Genomic DNA, 15,947 nt, shown 5'->3' on the forward strand with positions numbered 1-15,947 from the left:
GAAAACAAAACACTGCATAAGAAATAATTCAAATTGAATATACTAAAAAGCGATAAATATTTTTCATAACAAAGGAATGAGAATAATGAGAAAACTCATACTATTTCTACATGCATCGCTTGACAGTTTTGTCGAAGGTCCAAATGGGGCAATGGACATAGGCTGGATTGCTTACGATGCCGATTTAGCAAACCATGCCAAAGAAATTTTGAGCACTGCCGATACGGTAATTTGGGGACGTGCGACCTACCAGATGATGCATAATTACTGGCCAACCATGCTTTCAAATCCAGAAGCTTCAGAGCATGAACGCAATCATGCTGAGTGGATTGAAAAAACAGAGAAAATCGTTTTTTCAACTACTTTAGATACAGTTGAATGGAATAATTCCCGTCTTGTAAAAGACCATGTCGAAGAAGAAATTAATAAGCTGAAACAGCAAGTGGGTAAGGATATGGTGATTCTGGGGAGTCCTCGATTCGCGCACTATTTGATGCAACTTGATTTAATTGATGAATATAAAATTACAGTTTCGCCCGTGCTGATTGGTAAGGGCTTGCCACTGTTTCAAGGCATTCAGCAAAAGACCAATCTTAAACTTATTGAAAATAAAACGTTTGCTTCTGGAGCTCTCGGTCTTCACTATCAAAAGATAAGCTAATTTTTTCTATAATATTTGTATGGAAAAGACGAATTACAGTGCTGGTCTATAATTCGTCTTTTTAGCTTTATTGCATACTGCTTAAACGCTTAACAACTGTTTCAGCAATTTCTTTACTCGACTGAGGGTTTTGTCCAGTAATAATTCTATCGTCCGAAACCACATACGAAGTAAACGGAATAAACGCTTCTTTGTATTTTGCTCCACGTTCAATAAGTCCATTTTGTAGAGAAAAAGGAACTTGAGACTTAATACCTGAAAGTGTTTCTTCAATATTTGCAAAACCAGTAACGGTTCTACCTGCAATTAAGGGTTTGCCATTTTCATCCTGTAAAGGCAATAAACCACCCACACCATGACATACTGCTGAAACGACTCCACCTTGGCGATAGATTTGTTCACTAATGTTTTGCAAAGCTTTATTGGTTGGGAAATCCCACATGGTTCCATGGCCACCGGTATAGTAAATGGCTTTGTATTGCGAAGGATTAATCACATTTGGAGCTAATGTTGTTTTTAACCGCTGCATAAAGGCTGGGTCGGCTAAATGCTGATGTGCTGATTTGTCTAGGTAAATGGACTTTAGGCTACGTTCATCTAGTGGAACTTCACCACCTAAAGGACTTACAAAATCCATTTCATAACCAGCAGCTAAGGCCACATCGTAAAAATGAGTGAGTTCAGTCAGCCAAAGTCCTGTTTTATCCGAACGGGAAGGGTAAGCCGAGTGATTGGTCATTACGACTAAAATTTTTCCGTTTGCTTTGGTAAAGCTTTGAGCTTTATTTGACTCAGCGGCATGTACCACATGTGTAGTCAAAAAAATGGCAAAAATAATGGTTAAACAACGCTGAAAATTCCAAACTTTAAACATGACAGGTCCTCATTCATCACCTGTAGCCAATCTTATGTTTAAAGCATACTTTAAGGTCAATAGGTCTCGAAGAAATTACGGTGTTCTTGCTTTGTCGAAATAAAGTGTCATGAGCCTTTCTGCATTTTGCTCGCAGGTAATTTCATCGGGTTTGTTGTTGATCGCATCAATCATGGTGCGTAAGTTTTGCTTACTCACCTTTAGCTTTTGTTCTAAAAGTTCTATTTCCTGAATTTTTAATTCAATTGTTTGAATAAGGGCATCATGGTTCCAAGTGGCAACTTTAGAAGGCAAAAAAGCTTTAATTTCAGCTAAGGAAAACCCAACTTGTTGGGCTTGCTGAATTAAAGAAAGTTGCTTCAAATCGTTATCGGTATATTCACGATAGCCATTCGATTTTCTTTTTGCTTTAGGTAAGAGTTTGATTTGCTCGTAATAACGAATTGTAGGGGTGCTTAAACCACTTAATTTGGATAACTCGCTAATATTCATGGCCACAGACTCTATTGACATTCAAGTTAACTTTAGACTTATAGTCACTTAAAAGCAAGGTTCATAACTTTACCAAGCACACACTTTCAGTAACAGCTTTCTATGCTTTGATAGATGAAAGAATAGAATTATAAATATGAAAAATGAGGTGAGAAAATGTCTAAACGCATATTACACGTCGTCACCAATGTTTCACGCTATAAGGATGTTAATGAACCAACAGGGCTATGGTTAAGCGAACTCACCCATGCCTATGATGAATTTGAAAAGCAAGGTTACATACAAGATATTGTTAGCCCAAATGGCGGAAAAACTCCAATTGAACCTAAGTCACTTTTGCCGTTAGTTGCTGATAAATCTGTTAAAGACAGAGAAAAAGATCAAGCTTTTATTACGCTACTGGCAAATACATTTAAGCCTTCTGATATTCATTGGGAAGATTATGACGTGATTTACTATACAGGTGGTCACGGTGTGATGTGGGATTTTTTAGATAACCCTGAACTTCAAGAAATCACCAAAAATATTTATGAAAATGGCGGCATCGTTTCGAGTGTTTGTCATGGCTATTGTGGCTTGCTCAATGTACGACTTTCAAATGGCGAGCGACTGATAAAAGATAAGAAGTTAACGGGCTTTGCTTGGAGTGAAGAGGTCTTGGCCGGAGTGGCAAAAAAAGTGCCGTACAATGCCGAAGAGTTAGCGAAAGAATACGGCGCTCATTATGAAAAAGCTTTTATTCCTTTTGCTCCATATGTCGTTCAAGACGGCAAGTTAATTACAGGTCAAAACCCTTTTTCAGCTAGAAAGACGGCTTTAGCAATAGTAGAAGAGCTAGAAAAGTCATAATTGTTAATGATTCAAATATAAACTAGAAAAGCAAAACCAGTGACGGTTTTGCTTTTCGACTGTTTAAATAAAGTGGTGTGATCTAGCAAGGCTAACTTTAAGGAACAATCACAAAATCAGGGTTAGCTATTGCAAAAACTGCTTCGCGGTCTGCGGCTGGTGGATAAATCCAGATGGTATTAATTTCTTGTTTAATTTTTTTAGCTTCATCACGCACAAATTGAACCTGACGATCCCAACCTTCGCTATAGAGTGCGCCCCAAGGACCTAAGTCAACACACGTCACATACTTCGGTTGACTGTATGGATGAAGTGGTAAATCAACTAGTTCTGCCGCAGCGTTGTAACCCGCTACACGGCCTAGACTCATGGCATGTTGGCAAGACATCACGTTAAAGTTACCTAAATCATCGGTTGGAACTTTTACCGTATCGCCAGTGACAAAAATATTTTTTGCTTCAGGTGCATGTAAATAAGCATCCCCTAAAATACGTCCTAAATTATCTTTTTCACCAGTAACTTGAGAGGTGAGCGAGTTGGCTCGCATGCCCGCAGTCCAGATCACGGTTTGTGTTTCGATTTTTTCGCCATTAGAAAGCGTTACCCCTGATGCATCTAGTGCTGTAACTCGTAGTCCAGCTTTACCTTCCACACCAAGCTCGCTAAGAGCTTCTCGAATAACGGTAGCAGCTTGGTCACCCATTGCTGCACCAATTTCTGTTGAGGAATCTACTAAAACAACACGTATATCAGTTTCGCCTAAAATGCTACGCAGACGTTCAGGCATTTCGGTAACGGTTTCTAGCCCAGTAAGCCCACCACCTGCAACGACCACGGTGTTACGCGCTGCATTTGCAGGTTTATGGGCTAAGTTTTTAAGATGTTGATCTAGTTTTTCGGCATCTTCTAGTGTGCTTACGCTAAAGCCATATTCGGTAAGGCCCGGTATTGGGGGCATAAACGTAGTACTTCCGGTTGCCAGAATAAAACGGTCATAGCTTAAGGTTTGTTTGCTGCCATCGGTGGTGGAAACTTCAATTGCCTGTTGGTCGACATCAATTTTATTTACCCAACCTGCTAGAAATTTAACCCCAACCACACTTAATAAATCTGAAATATCAGGGTTCATGTTTTCTAGTACAGCTTCATAAAGACGAGGACGAATATCAACATTCGGGCTAGGGGAAACCATCACTACTTCAATATTTTGTTCTTGCGACGCTAAGTAAATTGCTCTTTGTGCAGCAAGTGCAGCCCATAAACCAGCAAAGCCAGAACCAGCAATAATAATACGCTTACTCATTTGATTATCCTTTTGATAGATTTTTCGGACAACACATTCCAGCTCATCACAAAATTTAGGGTGAGCGAATCCTTTCTCTGATTGTCCGAAAAATCTGAGAAGGCGTTTAAAACGATTAGTGGAGTTTTAGCTTAGGGTTTGAGGCCCTATCAGCTCGTTAGTCGGGGGTGTCCCGCGATATTTTATTTTTCCGCATTTTTGCTGTTCTTGCTTCAATGCGATCATTGATCCAGCCATTTACATCGCTAAAAAATACGTCGGGTGCATAACGGCCAAAACGGTCTGCAATATCGCCAAGTGTATGAGCACCTAGCGCATCTCGCATGGCTTTTTCGGCCTGTAGCATGACCGCATGCACTGCACACACACCACCGGTTGCCCAATCTGGCGGGGCATGATTAAAGACCGCACATTTCCCACGAACTTCTTGGCACTCAAAAAGCGGTTTTTCACCTTCGATTGCATTCACGATATCTAAAAAACTGATTTCATGAGCGGATCGAGCGAGTAAATACCCACCACGAACACCTTCTTGAGCAATAACAAGACCTGCCTTTTCAAGTTTAGGAAAAATCTTGGCCATAAAACTCGGAGAGACTCCTTGTAATTCGGCAAGATCCTTACTACTCAAGGGTTTATCTTCATTGTTCACAAGAAAAAGAAGACAGTGAATCGCATACTCGACGCTACTAGTGATATAAGCCATTTAATTTCATAATTGATCAATTACAAACACAGACTAATAGAGTCTGTGTTTTAAGTCAACAATAAAACTAAGACAAAGTTAGTCCTAGTTTTATTTAAAGAGAATGCAAATAAGGAAAATTGACGTTATATATCTGAATTTAAATACCTTTAAAGAGAAATAAATAATTTAAAAAATATCGAAAAACTTACGAACGCCACCAATAATTTTCTATATTTGGCTCATTCAGATTTAGGATTTCGCCCATTTGTGGTGTGCTAATGCCCAAATCTTTTTGCTTAGCCAAACCGACAATACGTTCAAACGGGTCATCCCAAGCATGAAGTGCCAAATCAAAAGTACCGTTGTGTACAGGTAACAAATGACGACCTTTTAAATCGATATGTGCTTGTAACGTTTGCTCTGGTTGCATATGAACATCGGGCCATTCAGGGTCATAAGCACCAGTTTCTAACATGGTCAGATCAAATGGGCCATAACGATGTCCAATCTCTTTAAATCCATCGAAATAGCCTGTGTCACCGCTGAAAAATACACGTAAGTCATTATCAATAATTACCCACGAAGCCCAAAGGGTCGCATTACTATCGCCCATACCACGGCCTGAAAAATGATGAGCAGGGGTAGCCACCAATTTTAGTCCATCTACATGGGTAGTATCCCACCAATCAAGTTGTTGAATTTTTTCTGCTGGAATTCCCCATTTAATGAGTGTGTTACCGACACCAAGTGGTGTTAAGAAATGCTCAACTTTATCGTTAAGTTGCATAACAGCATGATAGTCGAGGTGGTCGTAGTGGTTATGCGACAAAATCACGCCTTTAATGGGTGGTAAGTCCGCAATGCTAATCGGTGGTTGGTGGAAACGTTTTGGCCCAAGCCATTGAAAAGGTGATGCACGCTCTGAAAAAACTGGGTCGGTTAACCAAAATTCATTTTGCAGTTTTAGTAAGATAGTTGAGTGGCCCAAACGAAATAGAGAGCGATCGGGTGCACTTAATAACTGCTCTTTCGACAAACTTAAAATAGGAATTTCTTTGTTTGGAACGGTGTCTTTTGGTTTGTTAAATAAAAACTTCCACATGAGCTGAAGTGTTTTGCCAAAAGAAGGCTTGTGTTGATTGGGACGCGTATTTCTAAATTTGCCATTGTGCTGTTGAGATGGCATTAAGGGAGAAGGCAAGTCTGTTGTGTTTGAAATAGTCATCTTGTTTTTCCTTATTGGAACAAACCTATATGTGCAAATAAGAACTTGGGCTAAGTGCTTATTTTGATTTATTTAAATGAGTATTTGCTCACTCATTAATTCGTTTAAAAATAAGGACGCCGCGCATCCTTAACTTTTATCTAAATTGAAACTGCATGCCAAAACGCTTCAAAACCAGATTTACGATAAAGCTCGGTTTGAGAAGGGTCTTGAGCAATAAAATTAAGTGTAACTTCTGCAAGCGCACCTAAAATTGAAGCAATAAATAACGGTGGATAATCTCTTAATTTGCCATCATTAATACGTTCTTGAATATTTTGGGTGAGGTCACAAAAGGTTTGCATGCCAATTTGTTTGCTTTGCTCGGTAATTTGTTCAGAGGTTGAAAGCTGTGCCATGACTTTGCGTTTGAGTGGAGCTTCTAAACTCCAGTCCAAATAGCTTTGCCAAATATGAGACATTTGTGTTTGCAAATCGGAGTGATCAGGGTAACCAAGCATCATGACCTGACGTAGTTCAGCCTTTAGTGAAAGATATAACTGGTTCAGCAGTTCTTCTTTATTGCTAAAATAGGTAAATAAAGTACCTTCCGCGACACCAGCGACTTTTGCAATTTTTGAGGTAGACGCACGCTCACCAAGCTCTGCTAATGTTTCAATAGCAGCACTTAAAATTGCATTACGTTTATCTTCACTGCGTGGACGAGCCATATACAAACACATTAATTGAGTGATTACTCAATCATACATAAAAATAGCAAGACAGCAAGATATATTTTGTTAGATCCACATTATTGATTCGTTCTAAAAGTAATTGGTGTTTGACCTGTCCATTTCTTAAAAGCTCGTGTGAAATTTGTAGGTTGTATATAGCCCAGATAAAGCGCAATTTCTTGTATATCCATATCACTATGAAGTAACAAATGCTCAGCTTCTTTTTGTTGAGCTTCTTCAAGCAGTTGCAGATATGAAGAACCGACTTGGTTCAAATGGCGCCGCAATGTTCGGCTAGACATGTTTAAGCGAGTCGCAATTTCATCAAATGAGGGATAACCCACCTGCGGTTTTAAGTTTAGTTCGGCCTTTACGGTCAGGCATATATCTTTAATTTGCTCGGAAAAACGGATTTGTTCAGCTTCACACTGCACCAGAGCTTGTTTAAAGGCAATCGGATCTGCCATTTTAATGGGTAAATCTAGAAGCTGTTTTTTATATCGAATTTGATTAGTTGCTTGGTTAAATCGAATAGGTGGCAATAAATGCTGAGAGGCTTTGTGATAGGTAGGTTCTGGCCAATCCACCCATAACTCAATTTCAGTAAAGTCATGCTCTATCAAAAACTGACCAGCTTGAATCACCCCAATCATCAAACATTCATAAAAAAATCGTCTAAGCTTTTCCACTTGCGCGGGCTGATTGCTGACAACAGGATGAGTTTCTTTAATTTCAATAATAGAAAATTCATGATCGTCTAGCAGAGCAATGCGGTAATCTTTTAATCGCATGTTAAAGAATTGCGTTGAAACATCGAGAGCCTGATGTAAGTTTAGGCTACTCATTAACGCATATCCCATCGGGCCATGAGCAGTTAAACGCAGTTTTAGCCCATATTCATATCCTAAGCCAGAATCTTTCGACAATAACAAGCTTTCCCATGCCAGTTTAGACCACTGCACAGGAGTAATTCGCGCATCTAGTTGATCTAAAAGGTTTAAGGGAATTTTACTTTTCTTCAAAATTTCAAGCGCAGAAAATCCTTTGTCGACCATGATTTCTAGTAACAAATGCGCATAAGAAATAGGAATGCTGGCTTTGGAAAGCCCATAAGGATCTTTCATATTGTTTTTTATTATGGCCGAAAATGATTATCAGTATGTCTGATCCACATCTCACGCTCAAGTTAAAAGTTCGGAATAATCAATTTACTATATTTTGAGCATCAATTATGAGCTTACCTATTCCACAAGCTTCCTCTCGAGTTGTGATTACTGGCGCTTCATCAGGCATTGGTGAACAGCTAGCAAAACAGTTTGCTGTACGAGGCTATTCTTTAGTTTTAGTGGCTCGCCGTGTAGAAAAATTAGAGGCACTTGCTGAAAAATTAAAAGCCGAATATCAAATATCCGTAGATTTATATCCATGTGATTTGGGTGATCGGGCGGCGCGAGCTAAATTTCGTGATTATTTAGAAAATATTGAAGTAGCCATTCTTTGTAATAACGCTGGATTTGCGACTTTTGGTTGCCTACAAGACTTAGATGCAGACCGAGAGCGTGAAGAAGTTGAAGTTAATTCAGTGGCAATTCATGACCTGACTTTAGCTGTGTTGCCACAAATGATTAAAAGAAAAGCTGGGGCAATACTCATTGTGGGTTCTACTTCTGGTCATCAGCCGACTCCAGCAAATGCAACTTATGCAGCAACCAAGGCATTTGCCAATTCTTTTGCCGAGTCATTACATAGCGAACTTAAAGGGACAGGGGTTAGCTGTACGCTACTGGCTCCGGGGCCAACGAAAACTGGTTTTAACGAAGTTGCAGGCATTACAAAAATTGATGGTGTAGGTGGCGGTCTTGTTTGGGTAACCGCAGAACGCGTCGCCAAAGAAGCCATTCAAGGAATGGATCGAAATTGTCGAATTGTGATTCCGGGTTTCGTGGCACAGGCCCAAACCTTTGGAGGGCGTTACACACCACGCATTATTTTGCTGCCCATTCTTAAACAAGTATTTTCGAGATTAAGCCCATGAAACAGTTGATTAATGACTTACGTGTGCTTGTGGGTTTAGCCAATCTTGGCAATAAGCTTTATCACAATGCTCAATATTTGACTGCTGTTGTTGAAATTGATGAAAAAGCAATGGCGCGCTGGTTACCATCTGGAATGACACTAGTTAAACCTGCCAGAGCCGATCTGTTTTGTGCGTATTTCCCAGAAAATGTCTATACGGGCGATTACCATGAAGCGGGTCTATTTGTTCATATTAAAGTTGGCAATAAAACAGGAATCTTTTGTCCTTGGATGATTTTGGACGATGACCGCGCCATGATTATTGGCCGTGAATTGTTAGGCTACCCTAAAAAGATGGGAGAAATTAGCTGGGAAAATGATGGCAAACGCATTTTAAGCAAAGCTTCACGCCGAGGCACAACACTCATTGAAATGGAAGCCAAGCTGGGTGAAGTCATTCATGATGCACCTCCAATTTTAGGATTACCGCATCGGAATATTACGGGTGGATTAGGAATTAGTTTACCCCGTGAAGTTCGATTCACCCCGAAAGAGCATCCAGTTGAAGTGCGTCAGGTTGAAATGAACTTACGTTTTACAGGCACAGCAAACGATCCTTTACATGATATGGGGTTAGGCGAAGTTATTGAGGCCAGACTACATCGCGTTGATTTGTCGGGAGGGGTAATTCCACCGATTCAAATACCTCGGTTACGTACGCCGTTATTTTTATTACGTCAGTTTAATCCACGCGTTTTATAGCTGGAGAATAAAGATGAATGCAGTTTTTGAGTCAAAGCCAGCACAAGATTTTTCTAAAATTTCCGCATCAATTGACATTACAGTGCGCCAGTTAGACTTATCTTTTCCAGATGAAATACCAGAGTTTTGGTTTAAAAATAATCCCTTGCTGACCATGTTATTTACTGCTTTGTCGAGTGCTTTTCCAGATGGTGAGCGGCAGTTTATTTATAGTGTGCGTAATTATCAGGACAAAATTAGCGATCCTATTTTGCTTAAACAAGTCCGAGCTTTTATTGGTCAAGAAGCTCATCACGGCAAAGAGCACGATGCGCTTAATGCTGTCATGCTTAAAAAAGGTTATCCAGTTGAACGTATTTATAAACGTTTTAAAAAGATGAACCGTATGTTGCAGCAACGATTTTCTTTAGAGCATCAGTTGGCTTGCACGGTATGTATGGAACATTTAACGGCAATTTTAGCGGACTATTTTATTAGTATCGCGCCCGAAGACTTAGAGTTGTTTAATGTTCATTTGCGAAAAATTTGGGCTTGGCATGCCATTGAAGAAACAGAGCATAAAGCTGTGGCGTTTGATGTTTACCAATCTTTAGTGAATAGACCTTATTTCTTACGGTTGGTGATGTTAGAAACCACACTTTCTTTTGTCATCATTACCACCAGAGGAACAAAAGAGCTTTTAAAGGCTTCGGGCAAAAATAGAGATTTTAAAAGTCTATATGTGGGTTTGAAATATTTGCTTGGCGGTCAAGGTGTGATTCGAAAAATTAGTCGCAGTTACTTAGATTTTTATTCTAAAGATTTTCATCCTTGGCAACACGATAACCGTGAACAAATGATGAAATTAAAAGACCTATATCTTAATGAATGATTTTTAAATTTAGGAAGAAACAAAATGACAAAACCTAATTCAAAACCCACATTAGCAAGTCCTTTAACGTTAGCCTGTGGCATTAGTATTCCAAACCGAATTGCCAAATCTGCCATGAGTGAACAACTTGCTGATCGGCATGGTTCACCGACCACTGACTTACAACAGTTGTATGCAGCTTGGGCCAGAGGTGGAGCAGGGTTATTAATCACAGGCAATGTGATGATTGACCACCGTGCTTTTGTTGAACCACGAAATGTGGTTTTAGAGTCAGCAGAATTTCTGCAAGCAAATAAGTTATGGGCTCAGGCTGCTAAGGCCAATGGCAGCAAAATTATTATGCAAATTAACCATCCCGGCCGTGTTGCAGTTTTACCACTTTTGAAAAAGCCAATAGGCCCTTCAGCAGTTGGGCTTGATTTACCTGCCATGAATATTATTCGCATTCCGCGTGCGATGACCGAAGCGGAAATATATGAACAGATCAATCGATTTGCTCAAACTGCGAGGCTGGCTATTGAAGCTGGTTTTGATGGAGTACAGGTGCATGCAGCGCATGGCTATTTACTCTCACAATTTTTATCACCTCTAGCCAATGTTCGGACAGATCAGTGGGGCGGTAGTCCTGAAAACCGACGCCGTATGCTCATTGAAACAGTTCAGGCTGTGCGAGCTGCAATAGGCAAAGACAAAATATTAAGTGTAAAACTCAACTCTGCCGATTTTCAAAAAGGCGGATTAAGTCAGGAAGAATCGATAGACATTGCATTAGCTTTAGAAGCAGAAGGGATCGACCTATTAGAGATTTCAGGCGGGAATTATGAATCCCCTGCACAGTTAGGCTATGCACCAGATCGTTCTGCTCAGCGTGATGCATATTTTATTGACTATGCCACTGCACTTCGTAAACAAAGCAAATTACCACTCATGTTAACAGGTGGACTGCGCGATGTAGATTTTATGAACCATATTGTTGCCAATGGTACGGTCGATTTGGTTGGATTGGCTCGACCTTTTGCAGTACAGCCTGATTTAGCCAAACAACTGTTAGCAGGAAAATCGGTATTAGAACCAGCAAAAATTCCAGCCATTGGATACAAACCTGTAGATGCCTATTTGCAACTCGCTTGGCATGCTTCGCAATTTCGCCGTATTAGTAGTGGACAAAAGCAGAAAGTGATTAAGGGCTTAGTACGTACATTGATTGCTTTTGGTCCACGTATGGGCTTTAACATTTTGACTCAGGATTAATGGTAAGTGCTTTTGATATATAAGGATTTATTATCATGAATAGTTTAATCAGACAAAACCATGTCATTGTGCCGCGGCGTCCAGTATTTAATTTTACTGAAACCCCATGTCATTGGATTTATGATGATCCCATAGTTTCACAGATATTAAATTCAATTAACCCAATTACACCTGCACCAGAACGTTGGTTTTGTCAGACGTTTAGAGATGCATTGCCTTATATTAAAGATGAAAAACTGAAAGAGGCAGCAATTGCTTTCATTAAACAAGAGGGTGCTCATAGTTATGGGCACACTCTCGGAACTCGGCATATAGAGGCGTTAGGGATTGATTTAAGTCGTTATACCAAGATGACGAATTGGATATTTAATGACATGATTGGCCCAAAACCATTAGGCTATGAATTGAAGCATCCACGCTTAAAGTCGATGTGGCTAACGACCCGATTAGCAATGGTGGCCGCGGCTGAGCATCTGACTGGAGTATTAGGGGATTGGGTTCTCAATGCAGAGGGGCTACAACAAGCACCTGTCGATTTGGAAATGTTACGTTTATTGCAATGGCATGGGGCTGAAGAGGTTGAGCACCGTGAAGTAGCCGATGCAATGTTTAGATATTTTAGCAATAGTAATGTACTTCGAGTGGGGGCAGCGGTTTTCACGTTCCCTCTATTTATTGTTTTGGCTTATGTTGCTGTCGAAAATCTAGTAGAACAAGATGCGCAATTACCACATCGTTTTCGTTTCAAAGATTATTTCCGAGCAGCTCGACAAGACCGTGTGCCGAAAGTTGATAATATAATATTTGCATGTTTGCGATACTTTAACCCCAACCACAGCCCTTTAAATGAAGGGTCAACTGAGCAAGCCTTAACTTTTTTATCTACAATAAAAGAACTTAACTAAACTAAATAAAAGCTTGTACGAATATTGCTTCTTTTAGGCTCAGAAATAATGAATAAGACCTTTTAATTCATCTTATTCATGGTCTATAGCCGCCATATGAGCGGCTATATAATTTTCGAACCCTTGCGTAATCTAGATAATATTTGAGCTATGTACCTTATTCATCAAATTGTAAAACAACTTTCCCTTTTGCTCGTCCAGTATTTACATATTGGAGCGCTTCTTTAATTTGAATAAAGTCATAGGTTTGGTCAACTACGGGTTTAATTTTTCCAGCTTCTACCAGTTCAGTAATTTTTGAGAGCTGTTGACCATTGGGTTGCATAAATAAAAATGAGTAAGTAATCCCGCGTTTTTTTGCTTTATGTCGAATTGACCAGCTTAACATCGGAATAACACATTTTAGGAACCAGTTCGGATTAATTGCCTCTGCAAAAGCATGGTCAGGTGGTCCTGAAATACTAATAAGACGTCCACCACGTTTAAGAACGTTCAGTGATTTTTCTAAGGTTTTCCCGCCTTGTGTATCTAAGACTACGTCGTAATCTTTAAGTTCTTGCTCAAAGTCCATTGTTTTATAGTCAATGATGATGTCAGCACCTAGCTCTTTCACCCAACCACTGTTTTTGGCACTGGTTGTGGTTGCTACTGTAGCGCCAAGTGATTTGGCAAGTTGAATTGCAATTGAGCCAACACCGCCAGAACCTGCATGAATAAGTACTTTTTGACCAGCTTTAACTTTTGCAATTTCAACTAGTGCTTGCCATGAAGTTAAGGCAACTAATGGTAGGGCGGCCGCCTGTTCCATTGAAATATTTTGCGGTTTCAGTGCAAGTGAAGACTGTTGAACCACAGTATATTCAGCAAAAGCGCCGTTTAAATCTGTCTTGGCATAGACTTCATCTCCAGCTTTAAACTGGGTAACCTTCGATCCAACTTCTACGACTGTACCTGCAAAATCATTGCCTAATATAAAAGGAAACTTCACTGGGAGAATTGCTTTAAATTCACCCTCTAAAACTCTTAAGTCGAGAGGGTTAATGCTGGCTGCATGAACTTTAACGAGCACAGCGTCTGCTGTTAGTGGTGGTTGAGATTGTTCATCGAGCTGTACGTCATCAATGTTGCCATAACGGCTAATGTAGGCTGCTTTCATTTGAAACCTCTATTTCTCAAAATTATTTTAAAGTTTTATAGGCTTGGGTTTATTCTAAACTTTCAAGCTGCGGTGAATTAATTTGTCAAAGATCTTTGCAGGTGCAAATCGTCTTAACGCTTTTAAGCTTTTTGCAGTTTTTCCTGCTGTGTAGCGTGGCACAACATGTTGACTTTGAATGACCGCTAAAATTGTATTGGCAACCACACTTGGGTCATCTGACTTATTAATTGAATTAATCATTTGTTTATGTAGCTTTTCACGAGTTTGATCGTAAAAAGAAATTTTATTATCTGCTTCGAGTAAGTTTACTCCCAAAGAAGTATTAGTGTAAGCAGGTTCAATAAGTGACACACGAATACCTTGAGATCTTAATTCGTGATCTAAAGATTCAGAGTAACCTTCAAGTGCATGTTTTGATGCAGAGTAAAGTGCGCCAAAAGGCAGAGGTAAAAGCCCAAGAATTGAACTGATATTTAAGATCAATCCTGATTTTTTCTGGCGCATATGTGGAACCACTGCACGAGTCATTCGAACCGCACCAAAAAAGTTGGTGTCAAAAATAGCCTGTGCTTGTTGCATTGAGCTTTCTTCGGCACCAGCAGGCGCTATTGCAAACCCAGCATTATTAATTAAGACATCAATTTTTCCTTCAGTTGCTATTACTTTCTCAACGCCTTGGGCAACTGAATTGTCTTGATTTACGTCTAACTCAATAAGATGAAATTTGTATTTTGATGAATCTTTTGCTTGTCGGCTTGTGCCATAAACAATAAATCCAGCCTCATGTAAAAGGTTTGCTGTTGCTAAACCAATACCAGAAGATGCACCTGTAATTAGAACTACTTTACCAGTCATACCATTTTTTCCAATTTGAAGGTGTTCGCTATTCAGTTTCACCTTGATATTTTCATCATAATCTAAAAACAAAATAGTTACTACTAAAATGATAGTGACTTTTATCGAATTTATTTCTAGTTTTTATTGGCTCATACGATTTTCAAACCAATTTCAAAATTAATGGAGAAAGAAATTGCATACAAAAAATAAAAGCTCTGCAAATCATTCACCAACCTTAAAGCTCAATGTCGATGGAACTTTATTTACTTATCGTGAATTTGGGAAAAAGAAGGCATACCAATTATTCTGCTAAATCATTTTAGTGCTGTAATTGATGATTGGGATCCTAGAGCCATTGATGGGATTGCTAAAGAAAAGTGGAGCATCATCTTTGATAATCGGGGTGTTGGCGGTTCACAAGGAAAAACTCCAGCTACTGTTTAAGCAATGGCTGATAACGCGATTGAATTTGAAACGCTTGGTTTAGTTTTATTAATTATTTACCCAGACACAAGTTGCGGAGGCATATTTCAATTTCATCAAGACTTTGTGGGAAAGGGAATTCAGTTTTTAGAATAACTTGAATATTGTATAAAATGATGCCTCGGTTGACATCATTTTATATAGCTAGTTTTATACGATATTCTTTGAATTCCAGATAGTTAGAGCTTTATTTGCCGCATTTTCTGCTATTTGTGCTTCTGCGCCTAATCCAACTATTAGATTAATACACATTGGAATTAGAATTTCGGTGGTTGGATTAGGGCAACTAGTAAAGTGTTGCCCAAGCTCTAACATAATAAATCCATGCAGTGCACTCCATAACTGTGCCGCCATCACATCAGGGTCAATGTCTCGAATATATTTTGCTTCTATCAGATTGACACATTCTTGACGTAAGTATGAATAAGAATTTTTAAATGCTTCTGTACTTTCATTGGCTGACGCTTCACTTCTCCGAAGTGGTGTGTATCGTCCCTGAATAGACAAGCCAAACATCAAATCATAAAGATGCGGATTAGCCATAGCAAAATTTCGGCATTCTAAAGCCATTAAACACATGTTTGTCATTGGCTCGTCTGTGTTTTCTATACTTTTAAATAAACGAGCTTGTTGGGTAAATCCTTCGTCAGCTATGGCTTGCAGCAGCTCAGGCACCCCGCCAAAGTGAGTATAAACACCCATAGTGGACTGACCTGCTTCTAAAGCAACAGTTCTCGCTTTAATTTGAGAAGGACCTTGGTTTTCGATTATTCGCATTGCTGCTTCTAATAAACGTGTACGAGGACTTTTTTTTTCCATAACAAAGTTATTGCGCAATAAAAATAACATTGTTATATT

17 protein-coding genes are annotated in these 15,947 nt (G+C 39.4%); 7 read left to right on the forward strand and 10 right to left on the reverse strand.

Annotated features, from left to right (window positions below):
- Window positions 1-85 precede the first annotated feature (85 nt).
- Window positions 86-661, forward strand: a complete 576-nt coding sequence (locus tag AOLE_RS08915) for a dihydrofolate reductase family protein (protein WP_013197739.1) — start codon at window positions 86-88, stop codon at window positions 659-661.
- A gap of 67 nt (window positions 662-728) precedes the next feature.
- Here the strand turns inward: AOLE_RS08915 and AOLE_RS08920 are convergent, their stop codons facing one another.
- Window positions 729-1,535 carry a type 1 glutamine amidotransferase domain-containing protein gene (locus AOLE_RS08920; protein WP_013197740.1) on the reverse strand — a complete coding sequence of 269 codons (807 nt, stop codon included), beginning with the start codon at window positions 1,533-1,535 and terminating at the stop codon, window positions 729-731.
- Between the two features lie 75 nt (window positions 1,536-1,610).
- Window positions 1,611-2,027 carry a MerR family transcriptional regulator gene (locus AOLE_RS08925; protein WP_013197741.1) on the reverse strand — a complete coding sequence of 139 codons (417 nt, stop codon included), beginning with the start codon at window positions 2,025-2,027 and terminating at the stop codon, window positions 1,611-1,613.
- 156 nt (window positions 2,028-2,183) lie between these two features.
- On the opposite strand from AOLE_RS08925, the gene AOLE_RS08930 reads away from it, so the two are divergent.
- The gene (locus AOLE_RS08930; protein ID WP_013197742.1) at window positions 2,184-2,876 is read left to right on the forward strand and encodes a type 1 glutamine amidotransferase domain-containing protein; all 693 of its coding nucleotides are present in this window, start codon (window positions 2,184-2,186) and stop codon (window positions 2,874-2,876) included.
- A gap of 97 nt (window positions 2,877-2,973) precedes the next feature.
- On the opposite strand, the gene AOLE_RS08935 is transcribed toward AOLE_RS08930, so the two are convergent.
- The 5 genes from AOLE_RS08935 to AOLE_RS08955 form a co-directional block, all read right to left on the reverse strand.
- Entirely contained in the window at window positions 2,974-4,179 is a 1,206-nt protein-coding gene (locus AOLE_RS08935) for an NAD(P)/FAD-dependent oxidoreductase (protein WP_013197743.1), read from the reverse strand.
- A 157-nt stretch (window positions 4,180-4,336) separates the two neighbouring features.
- A complete protein-coding gene (locus AOLE_RS08940) occupies window positions 4,337-4,885 on the reverse strand; it encodes an RrF2 family transcriptional regulator (protein WP_023274223.1) in 549 nt (182 codons plus the stop codon).
- Window positions 4,886-5,072: 187 nt separating this feature from the next.
- Window positions 5,073-6,092 carry an MBL fold metallo-hydrolase gene (locus AOLE_RS08945; protein WP_013197745.1) on the reverse strand — a complete coding sequence of 340 codons (1,020 nt, stop codon included), beginning with the start codon at window positions 6,090-6,092 and terminating at the stop codon, window positions 5,073-5,075.
- 140 nt (window positions 6,093-6,232) lie between these two features.
- Window positions 6,233-6,802: a TetR/AcrR family transcriptional regulator gene (locus AOLE_RS08950; RefSeq protein ID WP_013197746.1), complete on the reverse strand. Its 570-nt coding sequence runs from the start codon at window positions 6,800-6,802 to the stop codon at window positions 6,233-6,235.
- An 80-nt stretch (window positions 6,803-6,882) separates the two neighbouring features.
- Complete coding sequence (locus AOLE_RS08955; protein ID WP_013197747.1) at window positions 6,883-7,929, reverse strand: AraC family transcriptional regulator; 1,047 nt, start codon at window positions 7,927-7,929, stop codon at window positions 6,883-6,885.
- A gap of 107 nt (window positions 7,930-8,036) precedes the next feature.
- On the opposite strand from AOLE_RS08955, the gene AOLE_RS08960 reads away from it, so the two are divergent.
- The 5 genes from AOLE_RS08960 to AOLE_RS08980 are packed head-to-tail and all read left to right on the forward strand — an operon-like array spanning window position 8,037 to window position 12,610.
- Window positions 8,037-8,840 carry an SDR family NAD(P)-dependent oxidoreductase gene (locus AOLE_RS08960; protein WP_013197748.1) on the forward strand — a complete coding sequence of 268 codons (804 nt, stop codon included), beginning with the start codon at window positions 8,037-8,039 and terminating at the stop codon, window positions 8,838-8,840.
- Window positions 8,837-9,583: an acetoacetate decarboxylase family protein gene (locus AOLE_RS08965; protein ID WP_013197749.1), complete on the forward strand. Its 747-nt coding sequence runs from the start codon at window positions 8,837-8,839 to the stop codon at window positions 9,581-9,583. The genes AOLE_RS08960 and AOLE_RS08965 overlap by 4 nt, the downstream gene beginning before the upstream one ends.
- A 13-nt stretch (window positions 9,584-9,596) precedes the next feature.
- The gene (locus AOLE_RS08970; RefSeq protein WP_013197750.1) at window positions 9,597-10,454 is read left to right on the forward strand and encodes a metal-dependent hydrolase; all 858 of its coding nucleotides are present in this window, start codon (window positions 9,597-9,599) and stop codon (window positions 10,452-10,454) included.
- Window positions 10,455-10,478: 24 nt separating this feature from the next.
- On the forward strand, window positions 10,479-11,705 hold the full coding sequence (locus AOLE_RS08975; protein WP_013197751.1) for an NADH:flavin oxidoreductase/NADH oxidase family protein: 1,227 nt from the start codon (window positions 10,479-10,481) through the stop codon (window positions 11,703-11,705).
- A gap of 35 nt (window positions 11,706-11,740) precedes the next feature.
- The gene (locus tag AOLE_RS08980) at window positions 11,741-12,610 is read left to right on the forward strand and encodes a metal-dependent hydrolase (protein ID WP_013197752.1); all 870 of its coding nucleotides are present in this window, start codon (window positions 11,741-11,743) and stop codon (window positions 12,608-12,610) included.
- 157 nt (window positions 12,611-12,767) lie between these two features.
- Here AOLE_RS08980 and AOLE_RS08985 read toward each other — a convergent pair whose 3' ends face one another.
- From AOLE_RS08985 to AOLE_RS08995, 3 genes are all read right to left on the reverse strand, one after another.
- Window positions 12,768-13,766 carry an NADP-dependent oxidoreductase gene (locus tag AOLE_RS08985; protein ID WP_013197753.1) on the reverse strand — a complete coding sequence of 333 codons (999 nt, stop codon included), beginning with the start codon at window positions 13,764-13,766 and terminating at the stop codon, window positions 12,768-12,770.
- 54 nt (window positions 13,767-13,820) lie between these two features.
- Window positions 13,821-14,624, reverse strand: a complete 804-nt coding sequence (locus tag AOLE_RS08990; protein ID WP_023274225.1) for an oxidoreductase — start codon at window positions 14,622-14,624, stop codon at window positions 13,821-13,823.
- Between the two features lie 615 nt (window positions 14,625-15,239).
- Window positions 15,240-15,938: a TetR/AcrR family transcriptional regulator gene (locus AOLE_RS08995; protein ID WP_013197756.1), complete on the reverse strand. Its 699-nt coding sequence runs from the start codon at window positions 15,936-15,938 to the stop codon at window positions 15,240-15,242.
- Window positions 15,939-15,947 lie beyond the last annotated feature (9 nt).

Source organism: Acinetobacter oleivorans DR1, assembly GCF_000196795.1.
Classification (GTDB): domain Bacteria; phylum Pseudomonadota; class Gammaproteobacteria; order Pseudomonadales; family Moraxellaceae; genus Acinetobacter; species Acinetobacter oleivorans.